Source organism: Novosphingobium sp. (assembly GCF_965214355.1).
Taxonomy (GTDB): Bacteria; Pseudomonadota; Alphaproteobacteria; order Sphingomonadales; family Sphingomonadaceae; genus Novosphingobium.
In genome coordinates, this window is sequence record NZ_CBDCBI010000002.1 from 3,049,981 (window position 1) to 3,071,994 (window position 22,014).

A 22,014-nucleotide genomic window follows, 5' to 3' on the forward strand; every position below is an offset into this window, starting at 1 on the left:
TGCCTGCCAGGGCATCGTCCTCATATCGGCGACCACTGGCAGAGGAAGCCGCCCCAAGCCGTTCATCCGCGTTTAGCGCAGACGAATCGTTGGCCACGTCCTTCTCCATATCTGTCGCAGCCCTTGAAGCGGCGTGCGCAGCCTCGATGCGCATCCTCGCATATTCGCGCAACCTTAAGACGCGCGGCGTTATGCGCTTGAGCCGGCCATTGCGAGCATTCGAGATGAAAGGCTGATCAACCCCCAGATCCTCGGCGATCCTTTGCTGCACAGGGAGTTGAGGGCTAGCGAGCATGTCCGCCAGTTCCCGCAAAGCCAGCAGCGCCGTTGTCGTGGAATTCATCATCCGAGCTTGCATATTCGCATATTCACATTATTACCATGTGAATATGCGAAATTCAACCCTCATCGACATGTTCAGCGGAGCCGGCCTTTTTAGTGCTGGCTTTTTGGCAAACGGTTTTGAATCAGTCTTGGCGGTCGATATCTCGAAGGAGGCAGTTGCAAGCTACAACCAGAACCTCGCTCGGGTCGCTGTCTGTGCGTCCATCACCGATTTCGGACCGATACCTGCCGCTGACGTTTTGATCGCTGGGCCACCATGCCAAGGCTTCTCGACACTCGGCCGGCAAGACCCCTTAGATGTTCGCAACAATCTTGCGCTGGAAGTACCCAGATGGGCGGCGGAAAGCGGGGCGAGCGTCGTCGTAGTGGAGAATGTGCCGCCGTTCCTTGCGTCGAGCCAGTGGCGTGCGCTCGCAAGCGCGCTTGAAGAAATGGGCTTTCTCGTTGAGAGCTGGGTCCTCGACGCCGTTGACTACGGTGCACCACAATTGCGGCGCCGGGCTTTCACGGTCGCTTCGAAAATCGGAACGATTCCCCCACCTCGACCATCTAACGTTCGACGCACTGCGGGTGAAGTTCTCCAGTTGCCCGTATCGCCTGGTGATGGCATGCACATCTGGCCGAAGCCGCAAGGCATCGCAGCCGCACGCATTAATATCATTCCGCCGCGAGGCGATAAACGCGACGTGATGCGTATGGCGCCTGAGCTTTGCCCACCCTCATGGGCCCGGGTGGGTTGCCAAGCCACTGACGTCTGGGGCCGCATCGATCCGAGCCAGCCAGTCAACACAATCCGCTGCGCATTTCAGAATCCATCGAAGGGTCGCTACCTGCACCCGACTGAGAACCGCACGCTGTCTCTACGTGAAGGCGCCCGCCTTCAGGGTGTGCCGGATTCCTGGAGCTTTGTCGGAAAGCCATATCCGGTTGCTCGTCAGATTGGTAACGGCGTCCCGATTCCGCTATCTTGTGCAGTTGCAGTTGCAGTGCGCGACGCAATCGCAGCAGTGGATATCCCTATTGCCGCATAGGGCTCGCCAGTTGCACAGACGTTGCACTCAGATACACTGCCAACATGGAAAATTCGCCACCCGCAAAATCGACTGACAAGCCGACCCACTTCCCGCTTCGTATCCAAGGCGGGATGCTTGAGGCGCTCGGTATCAACATGTACGCCTCGATCGGCAAATGTCTCGTCGAATTCGTAGCTAATGCCTATGATAGCGAAGCCACTAACGTCACGATCACCGTACCGGTAGATGAAATTCAGGCCGCGCGTATCAAGGCCAAAGATGACGCGAAAAAGGAAGTCGAGGGCAACCAGCGTGATCCGTTCACCGTGTTGCTCACGCCACTTCCACACGATATTGCTATCGTAATCGAGGACGATGGTCACGGCATGTCGCCGCAAGACGTAGAGCAAAAATTCCTCCCTATTAACCGCAAGAGACGGCTTGATGGCGTGACCGGAATGGAGTCCCTTCTTAAGTCGGAGACAGGCAAGCGCAATGTGATGGGCCGCAAAGGTCTGGGCAAGCTTGCGGGCTTCGGCGCTGCAACTAAAGTGGTGATCTGGACTAAGCGAACAGGCGAAACGTTTGCCACGATTTTCACGTTGGATGATGACACTATCCGGCACGCCGAAGATCTTGGCTTGGTAAACATTCCTGCCAGCTATGCAGAAGGGTTGGCCGTTGCGGACCACGGCACGCGTATCACGCTGACAGGGCTGAAATCCGACGCTGTGCGCTATTCGGTAGAGACAATTGCGAACGTCATCCGCGAGGCATTTTTTGGCATTGAGCCGGGCGAACTGACGGTCAAAATAAACAGTGGGATAATTGAACCCGAAAAGCCTGAATTTGCCTTCACCTATCCAGCAGACGCCAGCATCGAGAATCTCGCCGACTATGGCGTGAAGGTCGATAGTATTACTACCCTACCCATACGCTACATGGTTGGCTTTCGTCCGCAGGGCAAAAATCTGCCCGCAGCAAAACGTGGCGCACGCATCTATTGCAATGATCGGCTTGCCGCGGGACCATCCCTGTTCGGCCTTCCTACTGGCATGCACAATTTCCATAGTCAGAGCTACATGGAGTGTATCGTTCGTGCAGACGATTTGGATCGCCACGGCATCGACCTAGTTAACACCAACCGTACGCAACTGCGCGAGGACAATGAAATTGTGCGGGCGCTGATTGATTTCGTTGAGGAAGCTATGCGAGAAGCGCTCAAGGCGCACGCTAAGTGGAAAGAAGGGAAGGTCGACGACGATATCCAAAAGTCGAAGACGGCCAAATCCATAATGCTCTTCGTTGAAGCGCTTGAAGGTCGTGCACAGAGATCGGCAAAGAAGCTGATCAGGACCCTTGCGGTGGAACACGGCGCGGATTCTGCGGAATTCGCAGAGCTTGCCCCGCTCATCGCCCAATCGGTCAATGCGGGAGAGGTGTTGATCAGGTTAAGCGAGCTAGGTCACGACCCCAAGTCGCTCCAAGTAATCGCAATAAATCTCGTTGAGCTCGCTGACATTGAAAAAAGTGATGCTTTAAAGAACTACAAAGGAAAACGAAACGGAATTAATGCTCTTCTAAAGCTAATTGTCGATGGAGAGCAAAAAGAAATGTGGAAAAAGAAGGGATCCGAAAAGTTACTGCACGACCTTCTCAAGGAGCAACCTTGGTTAATTCGCGCTGAATACTCACGTTATTTAACAAGCGATGCCAACCTTCATCGAGTGTCGACCGCGATCGCCTCCCACCTTTCGATAGATGGGTACGCTCCACTCGATAGCCCCAAGCGCCCGGACTTAGTGTTTGTGATGAGCGACACCGGTGCGCCCCACCAAGTAAATATTGTCGAATTAAAGAGCCCTTCTATTCCACTCACCATCGCCCACTTGACGCAGCTTGAAGGCTACATCGCCAAAGTCGAAAAATATTGCACTATGGAATTACATCGAGACGTACACGTTCAAGGCTACCTAATCGGTGCGATGCCAGACACCAAAAGCTCGGTGGACGACGAAATGTTGCTCATCCATCGCATGAACAAATCCGGGCCCGAGACGCAATGGAAAGTGATCGGTTTGAGATCGTTGTTGGAAGCTGCCCAGTCTGCACACGCGACGGCGATAGATGCGCTGGAGAGCGATATTCGTCGAGGGCTCGCGACTGATGACAACGCAGAAACGTTTGCTCCACCTAGCTAGGTAATTAGCGATTATGTAACTAGCGGATAGCGCCAGCACCGAGCGGACGGTTGGCCACTTCGCACTAATGCCAAGCGGCGTCCGGGCCGATGATATTGGCAGCATGAGCAGGTGAGGCCATCTCCGTGGGAACCCAATCTGTTGTCGCCCGCCTAAATTATGCCGTGCTTATAGCCTGCCCACTGTCGATCATGACGAAGCACCTAAATCATTTGATATGATGATCTTTTCGCCTTCCGAATTATAAAAAGTGACCTTCTTGCCTTGGCGGAAAATCTCCTCTGCGTCATCTCTCGACAAAGGGCTCTCCCCGACATCATCGAGGAATGTATCGTGTTTTTCAGGGTCGAAAAAAATGTCCAATGCCGATCGTAGATCCGGCTTCGTGTAATATCCATCATCGTTCCGGCCGCTCAGGTCCTGAGCATATATGACAACTCTCATGTCAGGCTCCAAAATTTATAATGGAAGGATCACCCCTTAATAAACTGGTTTAGATAGCGCGATGGTAACTCACCAGCCTCCAACTGCTCCATCAAGATCGCGACCGGCCCGCTTATCGCTCGTTGGCCCTTCTCCCATCGATGCACGCTCGCTTTGTCTGCAACTCGCAACACGCGCGCCAACGCATCAAGAGACAACCCGGCTTTTGTACGGATTGCACGGAATTCTTTGGGGGACATAGCGATCGCCTGTTTTCAAAATCTCATCCAGTATGGAGCGCCTGCCGGTCCAATCGGTTATTTTCCTTAAAAGACGAGAGTGTTTCGACCCGGCCTCTTATATCGTAGTCCATTGGACGACGCTATCACAGAGTGTGCCGTGAGATTTTTCGTTCTCAAGCGCGCATGCCCATAGTTATTGTCACCCGCGCAGTGCCGTATTGACTGCGCGCGCGTTGCCGCGAATGAAGTTCACGATAGCTTTCTGACCCTTGGCAGTGCCCATGGCTTCAGACATCATGTGACCTGGATCGATGGCGTTCACGATCTTGATGTCCTGCGGTCGCGGTTCACCACTTGCGTTCGATTTCCCGAGATTGTTGATATGACGAGGTGACGACGCCGTCAGCACCTCTTCGCCGCGCTCAAGCACGGTCGAAACCTCGTTTGGCTTCAGCCCCGCCACGCCACCCGTGTGGTAGCGGATCGCATCGTGAAATACCGATGGGGAAACGCCGCGCGACATACCACCAGAGCCCGCGACACCGCCCGAATGCAGCAACGTAGTGAGTTCGCCTATGCCTGCTCCGTCGCCACCGCCGCCGCCACCACCGGCTCCAGCAGCATTTGCCACCATCAACTGGTTTGCTGCGGCCATGATCGCTGCTGCCGTCGCGTCCCACACTTTCGACGCGAGCGTCAGCGTGGCAGAAGCTCCGGTCAGTCCTGTGCCGGCAGTCGTCAACGCCACGGCTGCCGCAGTCTGCTGCGCGGTGCCGGTCGCCGAATTTACGCCCCCCGCGATCGATGACCCGAGCTTCGAGGCGTTCAAAGCCTTCATGATCGTGGCTTTGAGGATCATGTTGGCGATTTGCTTCAGAAAATCGGCTGCGAACTGCAAAAATGCGTTGCGCGCGTCGCGGAACACGGCCCCGATACCTTGGGTGCCGCGGATGAATTTCCCGATGCCTTCGGCGCTCTTGTCGAGGCCGCTGACGAGTCCATCGCCGAGCCACTGATTGATTTCCTTGGCATCGGTGATCCCGGTTCCTGTGAAATCCTTCAGTTGCTTTTGCAGCTTTTGCAGGCGCTCGACGGCCTTCTCGTCACCCATTGCCGTAAAGTAGGTGAGCAGCGCGGGCAGGCCGGCCTTGATCTGAGCGTTGAGATCCTTCAGCGTTGCAGAGGCTTGCTTGATATCGTTGGTATCGCCCTCTTTGTAGCCTTCCTTCAAAGCCTTATGGGCGCTTTCGAACTCCTGGCCCTTCGCCGACAGATCCTGTTCGGCCTGGCGCATGTCCTTGTCATGTTCGACGCTCGTCTGCGTGGTAAGCGCCTGCGCCGTGGTGGCGTCGGCCGGCTTGCCCGACTTGTCGAACTGGAAACCCTTTGCCAGCAGCGCCTGGCGCGCGCGCTCTTCTGCTGTGACCTTCATCGCGCCATGCAGGATCTCATCCCAGGCGTGGTTGATCTCGTCGAGCTTCTTCTGCTCTTCGGCTGCCGCGGTCGCGCTGAAGTATCCGCGAACGCTGCTCTCGACCTGGGCTTCCTGACCCGGCTTGAAGCCGGCTGTGAAGGGCTTGCCCTCACGCTCGGCCTTCGCCTTGTTGTCGTCGAGCCATTTATGAAGGCGGTTCATCGCCTCGATCACGGCAAGGTCGACCGGCGACTTGTTGACGGCGCTGGTCTTGGCCTTGTTCTCGCCGATGATGTCCTTCAGCATCTGCTGGAATTCGCCAGACTGGTCCTTCGCGGCGCCTTGCTGGTCGTACATCTGCTCGGCATCAGGGATGCGGCGATAACCTGCGATCTGGTCTTGCGCGATCGAGCGCGTTGTAGGCTTGCCCTTGCCGAAGGTGCTGGTCACATCTGCGTTGCCGTTGGCGTCGCGACCCGTGAAGACGCCGATGCCACCCGCTGCCGAGCCTTTGCCCTTCAGGATGACGATGTCGCCCGGCTCGACCTTGCTCGCGTCCGAAACCTTTTCGCCGACCTTGCTGAAGCTGTCGGCGCTCGTGTCTTTGTGGTCGATCCCGATCTGCTTCAGCAGGCTGTTCACGAACGCGCCGTCCGATGAGAACGACTTGCCAGCGGGCGTCCCGGCAGCCGGCGCACCGCCCGCGACGGCGCGACCCTCGATCAGTTGACGCACGGTGGTTTGGCCGCGGTCGAAGTCGCGCTGGATCTGGTGACCGATCGCCTCGTAACCGGCATCTTTGCTGCCGAACTTCTGGAACCCTTCGCCGCCCGGATTCTTCAGGTTGCCGACGTTGTTGCTCTTCGAGCCCTCGGTGTGAATGAAGAGGTCGCGGAACTCGCGCAACTGGGCCTGCGTCAACGGCGTATCGGGATTCACCCCGAGCTTGCCGGTGATGTAGGATTCCTTGTTGTCGACGGCGAGGTCTGAATTGTCACCGCCGTTCCGGCGGCGCGGCGTCAGGCCGCCGGTATAGCGCGCGCCGGTCGCAGCTTCGGCGAGGCGGCCACGGCCGGTGACCTGGGCAGCCTCGAAGTTGGCGCCAGCGTTGATCGAACCCTCTGCCTGGTGATAGGCGTCCATGGCTGCCTGGATCTTGGCATTATCTGCATTCGGTGATCCGAAGCCCGCGGCGGCGAGCCCGGTCTGAAGCGTCTCGCGCGCCTTTTCCAGCTTGGCCTGGGCCTCGGCGGCGCGGGCAAGCTCTGGGATGTTCTTCTTCAGTTCGAGCAGCGAGTTATTGAAATCCTTCAGGCGGTCGCTCGGGATCGCTATGCCCATGTCTTTGAACGCGAGGTTCAACTGCACGGTCGCATCAGCAGCTTCACCCGCCGTGCCGTGGATCACCTTCAAGGCTGCATCGAGGTCCTTGATCCCGGCTTGACCCTTATCGATTTTGTCAAGCATATCGAGCAGCGTCTTGGACATCGCACTGTCTGAAAATGCATTATCTGCAATCTTCAGCCGCAGCACCTCGTCGCGGTACTGCGCGACCGTAATCTTGCCGGCCACGAACGCCGCATGCATCGAATTCAGTTTCTCGGCGACTGCGGTCATCGTGCCGCTGCCGTTGCTGTTGTGCTGGTAGAAACCGTCGATGGTATCGCCCAGCGCCTTGACTGAATCGCGGGTCGCCTTTGTCAGATCCTGTTTGCTGCTTTCGATCTGCACTTCGCTCAGGCTGGCGAGCTTTGCCTTGAACTCGTCGGCCTTGCCGCCAGTTTTCGAATAGGCATCTTGGACCTGAGCCATGACGCGATCGTGCGTATCGAGTGCTTCGTCGAGCGCCGTTACACCTTCGACCGTGCTGCCGAATGCCTGCATCAAGCCGAATGCTACCGCGCCGAGCAGGATCGGAAGACCTCCCATCGCTATGCCGATGCCGCCAATGGCCTCGCCGAAGGTGAAAACTCCGGTCGTCAAACCTTCGATTGCGACGAGCATTGTGCCGATCGAACGCGCCGCATTGATAAACAGCGGGATCATGCTGGTGAGGAAAGAACCCACCTTCACGGCAACCAGCCCTTCGAAGGCAAATTTCAAATAGTCGACATGCGCTCCGACAAAGCCGATCACATTAACCAAGCTGGTCAGGGCATGTCCGATGTCCTGGAAATACTTCATGCCCTCATCGGACTTCATGAAGGAATTCAGGCGCTGAAGCTGAAATGCCAGCGCATCCATGAACCCGCTGCGGCCAACGGTGTTCTCGCCTTCCTGCAAATTCGTCTGAAAGCGGCCCCACTCGGCGTTGAACGTGTGCAGCGAAGCTGGCAGCTTATCGCCGAGTTGCTTCTGCATGTTCTCGGCCCAGGCTTGCAGCAGCGCGTCGGTAACCGGGATGCCCGCTGCGCTCTTTTCGAGCTTGCGGAATTCCTCGCGCGTGACGCCCAGCTTCCCCGAACTTGCGTCGAGCGCATCGTCCATCGCTTTTTGCGCACCAGGTATCTGGGTCAGCACCGATCGGAAGTCGCGCGCCGACACCTTGCCGAAGTCGATCATGCGGACGAAGCCGTAAAGGACGTTCGTCGTCTTCTCGCTGTCGAGGCCGACCAGTCGCGCGGATTCAGCGACCGAGGTGAACAGTTCGCGAGTGGTGCGCTGCGAGATATTGTTCTGGTTCGCCGCGACGCTGAGCTTGCCGTATTGCTCGGCGACGTCCTTCAGCGAAAGCCCGAGGCGTTCCGCCTGGCCGCGCAGAAAGATCATGTCTGACGCCGCGGCGTTCTGATCGCCGTTGTGGGCCGCCGCCAACTGGGTCTGGGCCTGTTCCAGCGTCCGATAGGTATCGATGACGCCCTTGACCGCCTGCATGGCTCCCATCAGCCCCAGGTACGCGCCTGCCAGCCCCAGGACCTGGGATTTCAGGTTGCCGATCGATGCGGCCGCGCCGTTGGTTGACTCAACGTGCTCATGCTGCTCGCGAACCGCGTCGACCTGCGCGACGAAGTTCTGACGCATCGCTGCGGTCAGTTCGTCCCACTCGACCTTCAAGCGCGCCAGGATGCCGAGTTCCTGCTCCTGCCCGGCGTAAAGGTTCGATCCTTCCAGCGCCGCGCGTGCGGCTGCCATCTCGCGCGCCGCGCGCGCGGCCTCGACCATCGCGATGCGTTCCTGCTGCGCACCTCCGATGTATTCCTGCAAGCGTGCGCGCAGCGTGGTCAGCGCACTGGCAGCCTGATCGTAACCAGTCTTCGCCTCGCCGGCCGCATTCTTGGCCAGCAGGAATCGCGCAGCCTGTTCCTGCGTTGGTTCAGCACTGGCCTGGATTTCGCGGTTCAGCGCGGCGACGGCGCCCGAAGCCTGCTGCCACACGACCTGGGCCTGCGCGACTGCCTGCTTGGCGTCGAGCAGTTCCTGCCGCGGCGTGCTGCTGGCGGCTGCCGGCGCGGCGGCGGGCTTCGGCTGCTTCGCCAGTTCGGCGTTTAGTTGCTTGATCGTTTCGGTCGCGCTCTTGCTGGCCGCCGCGATGCCCTCGGTCGACAGCTTGGCCACGCCGAGAATGGTTGCCGCGCGTTCGGCCGCCGCGGTCAGTTCGCCGAACGCCGTCTTACCCTCGACCAGACGCGCGTTCGCTTGTGACTGCGCGTCTGCCTGACCCTCGATCTTGGCGGCCAGTTGCGACGACGCTTTGCTGTTGGCGGCGAGTTCGCGGGTGACGCGCTCGCTCTCGCGGGTCAGTTCGGCCTTCGTTGCGACCTGGCGCTTCTCGCTCGCTTCGAGGTCTGCCATCTTGACGAGGTAGACCGCCATGGCATCGAGGTTTTCGCGATAGGCGTTGCGCTGCGCCTCGGTCGACCCGATCAGCTTGCGTGCGGCGGCGTCGCTCTTCGGGAAGGTTTCCCCGAGCTTGTTCATCGCGCTGGTCAGCGCCGAGATCTCGACCTGGGTCTGCTTCAGCGCCGCGCCTTCGGACGCCTGCGTTTCCTTCAGTTCGGCCGACCGCGCGCGCAGCTTGTCGATCGCTTCGCCGACGCCCTCGTATTTGGCGCGGGTTTCGCCGAGGCGTTCGCCGGCGCTGGTGACCTGGGCCTCAAGGCGCCCCATCGCCGCGCCGGCCTGGTCGATCTTGGTGGCGGCGACGCCGAGCGCTTCGAGGCTCTGTGCCTGGTTGCGCAGATTGCCGAGGGCGACGCCCATCTTGTCGAGTGTCGTTCCGGTCTGCGCTGCCGCGGCGCTGGTGCGTGTCTGGGAATCGACCAGGGTATTCAGCGCATCGGTGATCGTGCCGAGGGCTTGGGTGGCTTCGTCGCGGGCGCGAATTACGAGTTCAACGTCACGCTGGGTCGAAGCAGCCATTGAAATTATCCTTTAGTAATTATCAAAAATTTTGAAATAGGATTCAATGACGGGCACCTAACCATCCTGATGTAGCTTGCGAGAGCGCTCTATTGCTTATCGAGGCCACCAATTCGTTCATAGCCCGCGTAATAGTTTCGAGAATTTTGATAGGAGAGTTCATCGCAAACGTAAGATTTGCAATCTTTTCGACGGCTTCGATCTGCGCCACCATTGGCAGCAGACGCACCAGGCCGACATCTTCCTCGCCAGCCCCTAATGCGATGATCTGCACCAAAACATTTGGCACATTCACAAATGCGTTGAAGATGATTGACGATCGTTCGCCAAGATCAGCAGACAGGTCGCCGCCGTTGCTGAGTTCCTTGAACAGCGTGGCCAGTTCGCTAGTATTCTGGCTTGCAAGTTTCACAACGTCGACGAGGTCGAGCCCCCGGACGGTGAAGGTATCACCTTCGGAGATTTCGATCGTGTGAATGCGTCGTTTGAGATGCTTTAGGCTCACCGGCTATCTCCTAGTTGAGGTGGCATCATTAAAGCAAAATGAGACCTGATAAAGGCAAATCGTCATTTGCGTCGCTAAGGTTGGCGGTAGTCAAATGTTGATAACATTCAATCAACAGTTGATTGAATGTTATCAACAGACAGAGCCTATAAATGTAGAAGCGATTATTGAAGCTTTTGGCTGTAATTTGTGGGGAAAGTTCGGTTTATACCGCCGGAGCACGGCGGCAATTATTCGGCGGCTTGGCAGCCGGTCAAGGTGCTGGCGGGATCGATTTTGCCAGCGCGCGACGTACGCGCGAAAATGGCTGTCACGATTGAGGCGTAGCGACGGTGTTGATGCCGAGAATGCAGCGTCCGCTTACAGCCAGCTTGGCGCCTGACATAAAAATTGAGCGTGCCAGCACAGCGGCGCAAAGGCGGTGTGGGCAGATTTTAGATCTGTATGAAAGGCAAATTCTGGGACGAAACTGTCGTTCGGGGCCCCTGATGGGAACGTCCAGCGTCACCGAAACCGGTCATTCGTGGCGTCACGTAAGCTCTCACTACTTTGTCCAGGCCAGGGACATTCTGGAACGGCTGCTGTTGTCCGACAAAGCTTCAGCTGACCGTCAATCTGCTACCAAGGTGCCAACTATCACCAGGGTTGGGAACTGCAGCGTCAAAAACTGCCCCTCGCCCGGCCAAACCCGTTCGGTTTTGACACCGGGCGAATCTCACCGTAATCCCATTTCACTCGCTTTGGCCGATACATCATCAAACCTATGTATCGAGTATTTGCCGCACACGTCCGGCAAGTTCTTCAATGGTAAATGGCTTACCGATCAGCTGAACGCCGGCGTCCAATACACCATTATGGACAACTGCATTGCGGGTGTAACCCGTTGTAAACAGTATCTTGAGATCAGGTCTGACCGCGCGTGCTGCTTCCGCGAGTTTCGCACCATTCATGTCGGGCATCACCACGTCAGTGAACATCAATGCGATATCGGGGTGAGCCTTCAGCAATCGGAGGGCTGCCGCCGCACCATCCGCCTCGATAACCCGATACCCGAGTTCGCCAAGTGCATCGACGCTGAATTGCCGAACGGCGGGTTCGTCTTCGACAACCAGGATTAGCTCCTGCGTGTCGCCGTAAGGAATGTCTCGAGACAGCAAGTCATCGAGACTTTCAGAAGCAGCACCGATCAGCCTGGGCAGATAGACCTTGATGGTCGTTCCATGCCCCGGCTCTGAGTAAATCTTTACATGCCCGCCTGACTGTTTGACGAAACCGTAAACCTGGCTGAGGCCGAGGCCAGTTCCCTTGCCGACTTCCTTGGTAGTGAAAAACGGATCGAAGGCTTTTTCGATGACCTCCGGGGGCATACCGGCCCCGGTGTCGCTTACCGCGACCATGACATATTGCCCGGCCGGAACGCCGAGATGCACAGCCGCATAGCTTGGGTCGAGGTGCGCGTTCTGTGTCTCGATCGTTACCCGTCCTCCGTTCGACATCGCGTCGCGCGCATTGATCGCGAGGTTGAGGATGACGTTTTCCAACTGGTTCGGGTCGGCATGTGTATGCCACAGGCCGCCCGCGAGCACGGTCTCCAGCCGGATATCGCCGCCAAGCGAATGCTCCAGAAGATCGGACATGCCTGCGACCAGCCGGTTTATGCTGATGGTTTCCGGCTTCAAGGGCTGTTGTCGCGAGAAGGCAAGCAGGCGCTGAGTGAGGTTGGCCGCTCGTCGCGCGCCTTCCACCGCGGCATCGATATAGCGTTTAGCTCGCAGGTCGCTGGCACCGATCCGACGCCCCAACAGATCGAGCGAGCCGATTACGACGGCGAGCATATTATTGAAGTCGTGCGCGATTCCGCCGGTGAGCTGGCCGACCGCTTCCATTTTCTGCGACTGGCGTAACGCGTCGTGCGCTTCTTCCAGTTCAGCGGTACGTTCGCTGACTCGCGCCTCTAGGGTATCATTGAGGTCGCGAAGCCGGCGTTCGGTATCTTTGCGCTCGGTGACATCGATCGCGGTGCCTATTACCCGAAAGCATCTGCCATCGCGATCGAACAGGCCGCGTCCCTTGGCCGCGACACAGCGCACGATGCCGTCTTCCGCGCCGATCGCCCGATACTCGACATCGTAAAGCGCGCGTTGCTCGGGGTCCGCAGCGGCCGCGAACATCGCGACAGTGTGATCGCGGTCTTCGGGATGCAGGCCGTTATAGAAGTCGGCCATCGACACCGGAACATCGGGCGAAATACCGAACATCGCTTTGACCCGTGGTGGCCAGATCAGGATGTCATTGATGATATCCACATCCCAAAAACCGATCTCCGCATGTTCTGTGGCAAGGCGCAGCCGCTCTTCGCTCGCCGCCAGTTCGGCGGTCGCTCGGTCACGATGGACGATAAGCGCCGCGAACCGGGTCACCAGCTCAACGATCTCCAGATCAAACGGGAGCGGCTCCCGTGGTTCGCGATAGTACATGGCGAAGGTGCCTAGAACGCGATCGTCCCTGTCAAAAAAAGGCGTAGACCAGCAGGCTCTCAAGCCGTGGGTGAGCGCTAAGTCGCGGAAATCCACCCAAAGAGGATCAATCGCGATATCGGCTACATAAACTGGGCGCCTCTCGGCTGCGGCTGTCCCGCACGAGCCGATGCCAGACCCGATCTGAATGCCGTCGATCGCGGCATTATAGGCGTCGGGCAAGCTCGGCCCTGCGCTGTGGCGCAAATGGCTGCCATCGTCATCGAGCAGCAGAATCGACCCGATTACGCCGCTTGCGGAGTTATGCTCGACCGCGAGCATTAGTTGATCGAGCGTATGTTGAAGCGGACCTTCCTCGCTCGCCAGCTCCAAGGCTCGATCCTGGAGAGCGCGAAATTGTCGAGCATCGGGTTCCGGGTTGATTTCCATTGACACTCTTCGGGAGGAGCAGCCTGCATCCAACAGACTAACCTCAATGCCCGTGAGGTCAACCAGCGAGCAGACTGACGCTGTTCGTATAGGTGTCACAAGGGGTCGGTTTTGACACCCGCGCCCCTTGGTTGTCGGCATGGACCAAATGCAGGTTGCTGCAAAAGCCTGCATGGGTGGCGCTGGCCATCCCAAAAACCTCCGTTTGCGGGAAGGTCTGAAGGTGGCAATAAGACGCCGCCCAAACGTCAGCTGAGGAGTGACCGCGTGTGGTCGTTTCACGCCAGTCGAGATGCGATGGCCCGTGTATTGCGACATGATGCTTTGCGCGGCAGGGGGCAGAGTCGTGCAGAATCGATGCGCTCAGTCATCCAGGCTGCTATTTCCGTTTCCAGCCATACTGATGTGCGGCCGAGTTTGATTGGCGCGGGGAACTGCTTCACCTGAATCAACGCATAGATTTTACTGTCCTTGAAGCCGACATGGCGCACCACGTCTGGCAACCTCAAAAATCGCTCTTGCAGCATCGCTCGTTTACCTCTTGGCTGTTTTTGCTGGCCAATCAATTCGCTTTGCCCTGCAAGTGGCGGCTGATTTTAAGCCCGCTGGGTTATACAAAATGTTTGGTTGTCAGGCTCTCGCCGCATCGATTTTCTCGCTCATCCAGTCATTGATTTCTGAGCGAAGCCAGACCGACATGCGGCCCAGTTTGATCGGTGGCGGAAAATCTCTCGCTTTGACCACCCTATAGATCTTGTCCCGGCGAAAGGCGATTTGCTATTCGACATCGAGCAATCTCATGAAGCGTGCTTGAAGCATGTTTCATTTGCCTCTTCGTTTTCTGACGTCTTGCCTGCCAGTCCTTTTGGGCCGCCGCGCAGGTGGGATATCGATTGATCTGTCGGCCTCCACAAGATGTGTCCCCCAAGGTAAACGCGATGGATCGATACGCTCGGCCATCCACGCCGCAATATCACTGCGCAGCCAGACCGAATAGCGGCCCAGCTTGATCGGCGGCGGGAACGTCTTTTCGCGGATCATCGCGTAAACGTGACCGCCGCAGAAGCCGATCTGTTCTTCCACGTCGGGCAATCTCATGAAGCGTTCGTTTAACATGGGAGCGCGTCTCCTTGCAGTTTCTATCGCCGTGGGGCCGAGTTGATCCCGGAGATTTTCGTTTTCGAAAATTGCAGAATCGTCAGGTCGGTAGCCTCGTATATGCGCGCCCGCAGGCGTCCGCGCCTCCACCGCAAGCGCGCGGCAAGCGCCCGCGGTCCATGTATCAATAGAGAGGCTGCCCGCCAAATATTTTATTAGATATCAATACTTTCACTATGATGTTGAATGTCGTGAAAATGTGTTTTAGGGCTTGCGGAGCGCTTTTTTGCGGTCCATTTGATCCATGCCGGTTCAACGAATCGGTGCGGGTTAGTAGCCGCCGAACAACAAGCGCCTTTCCTATGGTGGGGCAATGTGGGGCCGTTCGCGGCGCCGTATGCTTGTGCGGTCTACTAACCCGCATTGTCCTGCCGCCCGGGGTAGTAGCCGCGCGGCCTGATTAGGGAAACAAGCCATGAATCGCACCAAACAAGCCAAAAATGCAAATCAGACCCAGGCCGATCGCGATCAACTGATCAGGTTTTTTGTCGCCCATCGCGATGATCCGGTATTCTTGGCTGATTGGATCATGTCCGCGCCTAAATGCGATTGGCCATGAGCTCGGAGTCGACCGATTTTCGGACTCGATCCATCCATATTTTGTGATGAATAAATCACGGCCGCCGACGACCTGAGTCACGGCGGCCGTGAATATACATTCATCAAAAGATCAGTGTCCGGCTGACAAATGCCGCACATGCCAGAACGGCTAGCGCATAATCATCCACAACAGAGCTGCGCCAGGCAGCACATACATGACCAGCACAATCGCTAGCGCCATGACTTGCCGCGCCTGACGCGTCGCTTTGTCCCCCGGGGCCGCCACTGAGCGCGCATCAAGGCGCGGAGTCATCAAGGCGCGCGTATCGTCATCGATCGGCGCCAGCGACGCGCGCGGCGGGGCAATCTGCACAATCTCAACCGGACTAGGGACTCCATCCGCGCCGATTGTCGATACTAGCGCTTGCCCTACGCCTAGGCGCGTGATCGCGGCGCCGGCATCGATCGCGGGATTGACCGGCATTGTTTCGGCCGCGGCGCGGATGGCGCGAAGATCCTGCAATGTCGCGCCTCGCAAACCGTGTTGAATCCGGTTGCCCAGCTGCGCCAGGATCGGGGCCGGGATATCGGCCGGCGATTGGCTGGCGAAATAAATCGCAACGCCTTTCGACCTGATCAGCCGCACAATGCGTTCGACCCGCTGCAAGAGCATAGGCGGCAATTCCGAAAAGATCAGGTGCGACTCGTCAAGGAAAAGCGCCAGGCGCGGCGCGCCGCTGTCCCCCACTTCGGGCAGGCTCGCATATAGCGAGTCCAGCAAATAGATCACGGCCGCCCCATACAACGTCGGCGCCTGATATAGCTGACGCGCGTCAAGAATTGTGGCGCCAGGCTGACTCATCATGCCAGCAACGTCGAAACTATCGCGCCCGAATAGCGCGCACGGCGCCCGTTCGATGCGCAGCAAGGCGCGCTTGAGCACGGCAAGGCTCGCCGCTGTCATATGCCCATAGCGACCCGCAACCGCTTTGCGTTGCCGGTCTAGGTGCGCCAGCGCTTGCCCCATATCGGCAAGGCTTCCCATTGGCGCGCGGTTATCGGCCGCCCATGAATAGAGAATTTCCAGGGCGCCCGCTTGCGCGTCCGATAGCTGCAATGCGCGCGCCATTGAATCCGCGCCTAGATCATCTGCGCGGATTGAAAAGCGGGCGCCAGTTATCCCGGCCGGATCGAAAAACCGGCAAGGCGTCGAACGGGCGAGTCCCGATAAGTCGCCTTTGACGTCGAAAAGAAAAACCGGAATCCCCGCGCCCGTCATTTGTTCGACCAGGCGCGCGATTGTGTAGCTCTTGCCCGTGCCCGTCGCGCCAGCGATCAAGCCATGACGCGCTGCAAACCGTGGCGCGATGGATACCGCGCGGCCGGTTGCTGTTTTGCCTAGGTTGTAGGTCATTTGAATCCCGTCAGCCGGAAGCGAGAGACAGCTATTGGGCGAATCAACCCACACTAAGCCGTAGTCACGTTGCAGTTTAACGCCTTAGCGCTGCATCGCCGCGACCAGTTACGCGCTTATAGCGGTTTGCAGAGACTAGCAAACAATACCGGACATCAAATAAAGCCGGATACGAGTTCGCGAAAACCCATAAAATCTAACTATATCACCCCCCTATTTGGCTCAGGGTCCTAACTGGCTAAAACGCTGGCTGGGCGGGTCGCACCGATCGGGAAGTGGGCACCTTTTCAAACTCATCCATCGAAGCCAAGGACCAGTTTTTCAAATTTGACTGGGGCGATGCTCTGGCGACAGTCCGCACGGCCAAAATCGTAGCTAAGTAGTGCAATAATAAAGGTTTTTTGCGACTGGCGGGAGACGCTCTCTCGCTGTTGTGACAGACGTGACAGACATTGTGACGGACTTTTTGCTGTCGGTCACAGAATTATCCTATAAATCCATAGCTTTGAGCCGCGTGTGACAGACGTGACAGACATATCTATTTAAGTAGATTTTGGATAAAAGAGCTAAGACCGGCTAAAGCCACTCGACATAAAGCCGACGCGCCAGAAAACGCACGCCACGGCTAGGTAGTACGGAATCTGCGTCACGTTTGTCACAGATCACCTATGAGGTTGTATTATATAGATTAGCCTGGGACAGACCGGTTTTTCTCAGTCACTGCCTCTGTCACTCTGTCCCACGGGATTTAGTTCAACACACGAAAACGGCCCGGAATGACCCGAGCCGTTGCAAAATCGCAATTAAATAGCTGCTATGCGGCTATACGCTCGTAAGTCCGCTGCTGGCCCCATTCCTCAAATCGTTTGCGGCCGGAAGATCGCCAATCGGTAACTCGCGTCATAACATTGCTCAACTGAAGCGCCATCGTCCGCTTCTCGACATAAACCGGGGCTGGAATTCCAAGGCAGTCGACCGCGATTTCGAGCAAGCAGGTGACCTTGCGCTGGCTCCCTGCCTCGCCGCCTTCATCCATACCGTCGCCCTTGACCGGCTCATCAAGCCACCGCTGCACCTGACCCAACATCGTATCGTCGGCCGTCTCGACGCGGCGGCTTTCCTGAAGCTCTTCCGCTTCAAATGCTGCATCTGGATTTGTCAGATATAGCGGCAGCGGCGATTCATCCGGACGCTCTGCGCGCATCTTCTGATACATGACAAGCACCTCGGCCCAGACCAGTCCGATCACGGCACGAAGGCGAACATTGTCGATCTGACCAGGTAGGTTCGACACCACCGGCCAGAAGCGGCGGTTACCGGTTTCATCGCGCAAATAACGGCGGTCGTTGGTCGATCCGATGAAGATGCATTGGCGTTTCACATGGCTGACGTGATGGGCATAGGCCATGCGAACCTTGTCTTCGGTACGCGTGACGAACTGCTTGATCAGCCCGTTATCGTGTTTGCTGAAGCCCGACAGTTCGCCGATCTCGATAATCCACGATCCCTTCATGGATTCGACCATCTTCTTGTCGTCGGTGAAATCGTTCGCCAGTTCGCTGAACCAATTGTGCGCCAGGATCGAGATGAACGTCGACTTGCCCTTCCCCTGCGCGCCTTCGATGATCGGCACATAGTCCCATTTGTGACCAGGCTCGAAGACGCGCGTCACCGCGGCGAGCAGCGTGAGGCGCGAGATCTCGCGATGATAAGGCGTGTCCGTGCAACCCAGGAAATCGATAAAGAGCGTTTCGGCGCGGGGCACACCGTCCCAAGGCAGCGCTTTGATATATTCCTGAACCGGATGGAAGCGACGCTTGTTCGCGACAATGTCGATTGCCGAGTGCAAATCTCGATCGGCAATTTTCATCCCGTATCCGCCTTGGTTTTCCGGGGTCTCGATCATCGCACGAATATCGTGCTCGCGACTGTCAGACCAAATATCACCGTTGCGCCGATGCTCCAATTTCCAGGAGCATCCCTCAAGCTGGTAGCAAGGCTGACCGCTCTTCGCTTTTTTTCGACGCGCATCGCGCACCAAAACGATGGACTGGGCAAAGGCGTTATAGGCGAAGGTATCCCGCAGGCGAATATCGTGCTGAATCAGGATGCGGGTGTTCTGCAAACCAGGAGTGAGCACCCAGATCGGGTCAGGTTCAGGGTCATCCTTGGTTTTCTTCGCCTTGTTCACCTTAACCAGACGGTCGCGCCAATCTTCGTCATGCGGCAGCGGCGCGACCAGGTATTTCGGTGCGGGCGCTGCGAATGGGGTAGCTGGCGCCGGCTCACCGCCGATCATGTCATCAAGGCTATCCTCAGCCTCATCGCCGATCGACTGCTTGAAGCCCTCCCCAGCAGCTTCACGCAATATCGAGCGCATCGTGATGCCGCCAAGTTTAGCCTTCAGAGATTTCCATTGCTGCCGCTGCACGCGCTTGTCGAACTTCGTTGAAGCCTGCGACAACTCACACCAAAGGTCAAAAGCAGCGTCCGAACCGTCGAACTGGTGATGCAGGGCCATGCCAGCATGTAGCCAGCTATCACGATCGTCCCACCAGGAATCTTTGAAAACGGAGAGCACTTCCTTGCCGCGCGCCAAACTGAAGTCGTCGAGCGGCCCTTCCAGCACCTCGCGCAGCAGATCGTAGTCTTCGTTCAGATCGGCGACGGGCTTTTCCTGCGCCCAGCCGAGCACAACCTCCGACGACACGTAGGGACCAAGCCCCATGTCCAGATCGTCAAAGTCGAATTCGCGCTCCCAGCGATACGGCAGTCCGGTATGGGGATGGATCGAGCCAGGGAAAACGACCTGCTTGCCCGTGCCGAAAAGTTCGAGTTCCCAAACCCAGTGCGTTTTTCCGTCTGCGCCGACGAAATTGTCAGCGCTATGGGCGAACACCTTTGATGTGAACTGCGCATCGGACAGAAAATAGATGTGGCGAGCCTCACCACCGGAACCGGAAATGACTGAAGGCAGATTCCGCCATTCCGGCAACGCAGCCGCGATCGCGGCGTGTGCCTCGGTGGCGCGTTCCGGCTTGCGGATATCCATGTCGATGACATGCAGATACAGGTCGCCGATCTTCGACGGCTTACCCAGGCGCACGCCAAGGTTCAGGCCAGCGCGGTTACCGCGGCGCAGATCGTCCCACCCCGCGCGCGGCTTCGATGCCCAAGCGTCCTCGATCGGACGCTTCTGCTTCTCGTGAAGCAAATGGAGCGCAAAACCTTGGTCGTGATATGGCTTCGCTGATTCGAGCACCAATAAATCTGGCGCGTCAGAGTTTTTTGTCATATTGCACCGATATCCAATAGAAGATCGACTCGCCGGGTCACTGTCCCACCAGTGACCCGGCGCACTTTTTCAATCTTCGATGCGCATTCGTGCTGCGATCAAAAACGTCTGAGCCTCACGGCGTTGCAGGCGTCTTTCTGCTTGCTTCATCATCTCGGCGAACCAGCGCACGCGCTCGTCATCTTCGCAGAGCATTTTGTCGATTTCACCTTCGCTAAAATGGGTCGCTTCCCCTAGCTCGCGTGAATTGCAAAAATGACGTGTCATGATGGATTTCAACGCTCGGGCTTGCTTCCAGATGTGGCGTTGAATGGTGGTCATCGGACGTCGGCGCACGGTTAAACCCCCATCTCAGCGGTAAGGCCTGCTGCTTCGCTTTGCAAAAGGTGGCGGATGTCCCCTTGGCAGCCGCCGCGATACCAAGCATTCAACGCAGCCTTACCTGCCTCCATGATTTCGCCTGGCACCGGTCGATCGCCTTGAAGCATCGCGAGAGCGTCGCTCTGCGAGATGCCGAACGCGGCTGCCAGATCGGCGGAGTTTATCCCGTGGTCCTTGCCCAGGCGCCACTGAAGAAATGCAGCGTGGTTGCCATGGGGCGCGTTTGCGACGGCATGAAGGGCATCTTGCATCGCCTCAACCCTCCTTCACAGCCGTGCGAATTGCAGCAAGCCAGCCCGCCGACAGTTCTGGCAGGCGATTTCGCAGCCCCGGAGTGCCTCGTGCGGCTTGCCACATGCCCGCGCCAGGACCGTCAGCGCGAAGATTGGCGCGATCGATGGTCCCCAGACCGACAAGAACGCCTGGGGCGATATAGCGTCCACCTGAGGCAAACGCGCTCCCAAGGTCATTCGGCAGATCGAAATAGCGCATGCTGACGCTTTTATCCGGGCTAGCCGAGAGGGTAACGGACCCGGCATAAAACTCGCCTTGGCAAGGGCCGCAGCGAGATTCCAATACAACGAGGCTGGCGGCGCCGGCTGTGCCGATGATAGAGATTGTGAGGTTGTCCACGGTATTGTTCCTTTCAAGCCAGGCCTTAGAATTGCCCGCGCGACTGCTGCCACGAAAGCAATTCGCGTTCTTCAAGTGCGCGTGCGCATGGGTATTGCTGCTTTTCCGCCATCGCGAATATTTCATCGGCCAGAGATTTCGGGATCTCGTGGATGCGGCCAGGCGCTAAAATAAGTTTTACAGCGACCAAGTCGAACTCACCCGTCACTGCATTTATATTTTCGCTCGTGATAAATTCTCCTGTGGGAGTATGAATTTCGTGTTCGGCAAAAATCAGGGTCGTTTCAATCATTGCGCATTCTCCTTGGTAAGTTCTGCTTCAAGGGTTTCGACGTGGTTCAGCGCGAGCCGCTGAATCGCTTCGAGGGTTATTGCGTCCGGTCGCAGTTGCGCGGGCAGAGCTTTGAGAAAATTCGCTACCACGGCCGTTGATTGCCACGGGCGAGCCCCACTAGCTGGCACCCCAGCGAGAGCTCCCGCCGCGTGGCGTGCGCGAAACGTGTCGATAGCAACCAGCGCCGCGAGTTGCGGGATGAGCGCAGCCAAGCTGCCCTTGAAGGTGTCTGCGCATCCGCGCTGCGCGTCGGACGAGAAGGCAAAAGTCGACATTGCCCGCGCTCGCGTTGCAGAACCGATATCGGAACGCAGTGCAGCAATTTCGCTATCGAGTTGCGCCAAAGCAGCGCCGCAAGGTGCCGATTTGTCAGTCGCCTTGCGCAACTGGCGCGCCAAGTCGGCTGGCGGATCGTAGGGGATATCGGCCAGGATGGCGGTTACTCCGTCAGCCTGGATCTGCGCCTTCAGTTTTTCCATTGTGCGAAGGGCGGTAGCCTGTTCGTTCGCAATGGTGGCGCGACGCTTGACCTTGGCGTTGAGTTGCCCGGTCAGTTCGCCGATCTTGCGGGCGGCTGCCTGTGCTGCCGCGATATGGGCGCTGGTGCCGGTCATGCCGCTGCACCGCCTTCCAAGCGCGATGCAATCCACGCATCAAGTTTCTGCTCTGGATACCGCACCAATTTCCCAAGGCGATACCAAGGTGGTGATTGGTCAGGGTGCTTGAGTCTGAGGTTTTCCAGGTGCGACGCCGCACAATTGCAGCGCTGCGCAGCCTGAGTCGTCGTTAAATCAGCCATTTGAACTGCCTCCGCTGTGTCGGTGGCAATTATCTATCTGGTGATTCGCGAG

At 57.6% G+C, this 22,014-nt stretch carries 18 protein-coding genes; 3 read left to right on the plus strand and 15 right to left on the minus strand.

Translation table 11 applies throughout. The features are described 5' to 3' along the window. Positions 1-293 precede the first annotated feature (293 nt). Together ACOOE2_RS14270 and ACOOE2_RS14275 are read left to right on the plus strand one after the other, a co-directional pair. Complete coding sequence (locus ACOOE2_RS14270; protein ID WP_420383651.1) at positions 294-1,376, plus strand: DNA cytosine methyltransferase; 1,083 nt, start codon at positions 294-296, stop codon at positions 1,374-1,376. A 44-nt stretch (positions 1,377-1,420) separates the two neighbouring features. Next, on the plus strand, positions 1,421-3,559 hold the full coding sequence (locus ACOOE2_RS14275; RefSeq protein ID WP_420383652.1) for an ATP-binding protein: 2,139 nt from the start codon (positions 1,421-1,423) through the stop codon (positions 3,557-3,559). Positions 3,560-3,748: 189 nt separating this feature from the next. Here ACOOE2_RS14275 and ACOOE2_RS14280 read toward each other — a convergent pair whose 3' ends face one another. The 8 genes from ACOOE2_RS14280 to ACOOE2_RS14315 all read right to left on the minus strand — a co-directional run bounded on the left by ACOOE2_RS14280 (position 3,749) and on the right by ACOOE2_RS14315 (position 14,506). After that, on the minus strand, positions 3,749-4,003 hold the full coding sequence (locus ACOOE2_RS14280) for a hypothetical protein (RefSeq protein ID WP_420383653.1): 255 nt from the start codon (positions 4,001-4,003) through the stop codon (positions 3,749-3,751). Between the two features lie 29 nt (positions 4,004-4,032). Continuing rightward, on the minus strand, positions 4,033-4,242 hold the full coding sequence (locus tag ACOOE2_RS14285; protein ID WP_420383654.1) for a helix-turn-helix domain-containing protein: 210 nt from the start codon (positions 4,240-4,242) through the stop codon (positions 4,033-4,035). A gap of 181 nt (positions 4,243-4,423) precedes the next feature. After that, a complete protein-coding gene (locus ACOOE2_RS14290) occupies positions 4,424-9,997 on the minus strand; it encodes a tape measure protein (protein ID WP_420383655.1) in 5,574 nt (1,857 codons plus the stop codon). Between the two features lie 43 nt (positions 9,998-10,040). Continuing rightward, complete coding sequence (locus tag ACOOE2_RS14295; protein ID WP_420383656.1) at positions 10,041-10,502, minus strand: phage pre-tape measure protein; 462 nt, start codon at positions 10,500-10,502, stop codon at positions 10,041-10,043. 761 nt (positions 10,503-11,263) lie between these two features. Continuing rightward, the gene (locus tag ACOOE2_RS14300) at positions 11,264-13,408 is read right to left on the minus strand and encodes an ATP-binding protein (RefSeq protein WP_420383657.1); all 2,145 of its coding nucleotides are present in this window, start codon (positions 13,406-13,408) and stop codon (positions 11,264-11,266) included. 278 nt (positions 13,409-13,686) lie between these two features. Continuing rightward, positions 13,687-13,935 (minus strand): helix-turn-helix transcriptional regulator, encoded by a 249-nt coding sequence (locus tag ACOOE2_RS14305; protein ID WP_420383658.1) that lies wholly within the window; start codon positions 13,933-13,935, stop codon positions 13,687-13,689. Between the two features lie 103 nt (positions 13,936-14,038). After that, positions 14,039-14,182: a helix-turn-helix transcriptional regulator gene (locus tag ACOOE2_RS14310; RefSeq protein ID WP_420384621.1), complete on the minus strand. Its 144-nt coding sequence runs from the start codon at positions 14,180-14,182 to the stop codon at positions 14,039-14,041. A 48-nt stretch (positions 14,183-14,230) separates the two neighbouring features. Next, positions 14,231-14,506, minus strand: a complete 276-nt coding sequence (locus tag ACOOE2_RS14315; protein WP_420383659.1) for a helix-turn-helix transcriptional regulator — start codon at positions 14,504-14,506, stop codon at positions 14,231-14,233. Positions 14,507-14,981: 475 nt separating this feature from the next. Between ACOOE2_RS14315 and ACOOE2_RS14320 the strand changes: the two genes are divergently transcribed. Then, a complete protein-coding gene (locus tag ACOOE2_RS14320; RefSeq protein WP_420383660.1) occupies positions 14,982-15,125 on the plus strand; it encodes a hypothetical protein in 144 nt (47 codons plus the stop codon). A gap of 150 nt (positions 15,126-15,275) precedes the next feature. On the opposite strand, the gene ACOOE2_RS14325 is transcribed toward ACOOE2_RS14320, so the two are convergent. From ACOOE2_RS14325 to ACOOE2_RS14355, 7 genes are all read right to left on the minus strand, one after another. Further along, positions 15,276-16,574 (minus strand): helicase HerA-like domain-containing protein, encoded by a 1,299-nt coding sequence (locus ACOOE2_RS14325; RefSeq protein WP_420383661.1) that lies wholly within the window; start codon positions 16,572-16,574, stop codon positions 15,276-15,278. Between the two features lie 760 nt (positions 16,575-17,334). Continuing rightward, positions 17,335-19,815 carry a VapE domain-containing protein gene (locus ACOOE2_RS14330; protein WP_420383662.1) on the minus strand — a complete coding sequence of 827 codons (2,481 nt, stop codon included), beginning with the start codon at positions 19,813-19,815 and terminating at the stop codon, positions 17,335-17,337. A gap of 69 nt (positions 19,816-19,884) precedes the next feature. Further along, the gene (locus tag ACOOE2_RS14335; protein ID WP_420383663.1) at positions 19,885-20,136 is read right to left on the minus strand and encodes a hypothetical protein; all 252 of its coding nucleotides are present in this window, start codon (positions 20,134-20,136) and stop codon (positions 19,885-19,887) included. Positions 20,137-20,153: 17 nt separating this feature from the next. Further along, the gene (locus tag ACOOE2_RS14340; RefSeq protein WP_420383664.1) at positions 20,154-20,447 is read right to left on the minus strand and encodes a hypothetical protein; all 294 of its coding nucleotides are present in this window, start codon (positions 20,445-20,447) and stop codon (positions 20,154-20,156) included. 4 nt (positions 20,448-20,451) lie between these two features. Further along, positions 20,452-20,829, minus strand: coding sequence for a hypothetical protein (locus ACOOE2_RS14345; protein ID WP_420383665.1), 378 nt, complete (start codon positions 20,827-20,829; stop codon positions 20,452-20,454). Between the two features lie 25 nt (positions 20,830-20,854). Further along, entirely contained in the window at positions 20,855-21,121 is a 267-nt protein-coding gene (locus ACOOE2_RS14350; protein ID WP_420383666.1) for a hypothetical protein, read from the minus strand. Then, complete coding sequence (locus ACOOE2_RS14355; protein ID WP_420383667.1) at positions 21,118-21,777, minus strand: hypothetical protein; 660 nt, start codon at positions 21,775-21,777, stop codon at positions 21,118-21,120. Before ACOOE2_RS14355 ends, ACOOE2_RS14350 begins: the two co-directional genes overlap by 4 nt. Positions 21,778-22,014: the final 237 nt, after the last annotated feature.

Coding starts and splice junctions, on each gene's coding strand:
- ACOOE2_RS14270 (WP_420383651.1), top strand. CDS start 294: ATGTCCGCCAGTTCCCGCAAAGCCAGCAGCGCCGTTGTCGTGGAATTC.
- ACOOE2_RS14275 (WP_420383652.1), top strand. CDS start 1,421: ATGGAAAATTCGCCACCCGCAAAATCGACTGACAAGCCGACCCACTTC.
- ACOOE2_RS14280 (WP_420383653.1), bottom strand. CDS start 4,003: ATGAGAGTTGTCATATATGCTCAGGACCTGAGCGGCCGGAACGATGAT.
- ACOOE2_RS14285 (WP_420383654.1), bottom strand. CDS start 4,242: ATGTCCCCCAAAGAATTCCGTGCAATCCGTACAAAAGCCGGGTTGTCT.
- ACOOE2_RS14290 (WP_420383655.1), bottom strand. CDS start 9,997: ATGGCTGCTTCGACCCAGCGTGACGTTGAACTCGTAATTCGCGCCCGC.
- ACOOE2_RS14300 (WP_420383657.1), bottom strand. CDS start 13,408: ATGGAAATCAACCCGGAACCCGATGCTCGACAATTTCGCGCTCTCCAG.
- ACOOE2_RS14305 (WP_420383658.1), bottom strand. CDS start 13,935: ATGCTGCAAGAGCGATTTTTGAGGTTGCCAGACGTGGTGCGCCATGTC.
- ACOOE2_RS14315 (WP_420383659.1), bottom strand. CDS start 14,506: ATGAGATTGCCCGACGTGGAAGAACAGATCGGCTTCTGCGGCGGTCAC.
- ACOOE2_RS14320 (WP_420383660.1), top strand. CDS start 14,982: ATGAATCGCACCAAACAAGCCAAAAATGCAAATCAGACCCAGGCCGAT.
- ACOOE2_RS14330 (WP_420383662.1), bottom strand. CDS start 19,815: ATGACAAAAAACTCTGACGCGCCAGATTTATTGGTGCTCGAATCAGCG.
- ACOOE2_RS14335 (WP_420383663.1), bottom strand. CDS start 20,136: ATGACCACCATTCAACGCCACATCTGGAAGCAAGCCCGAGCGTTGAAA.
- ACOOE2_RS14340 (WP_420383664.1), bottom strand. CDS start 20,447: ATGCAAGATGCCCTTCATGCCGTCGCAAACGCGCCCCATGGCAACCAC.
- ACOOE2_RS14350 (WP_420383666.1), bottom strand. CDS start 21,121: ATGATTGAAACGACCCTGATTTTTGCCGAACACGAAATTCATACTCCC.
- ACOOE2_RS14355 (WP_420383667.1), bottom strand. CDS start 21,777: ATGACCGGCACCAGCGCCCATATCGCGGCAGCACAGGCAGCCGCCCGC.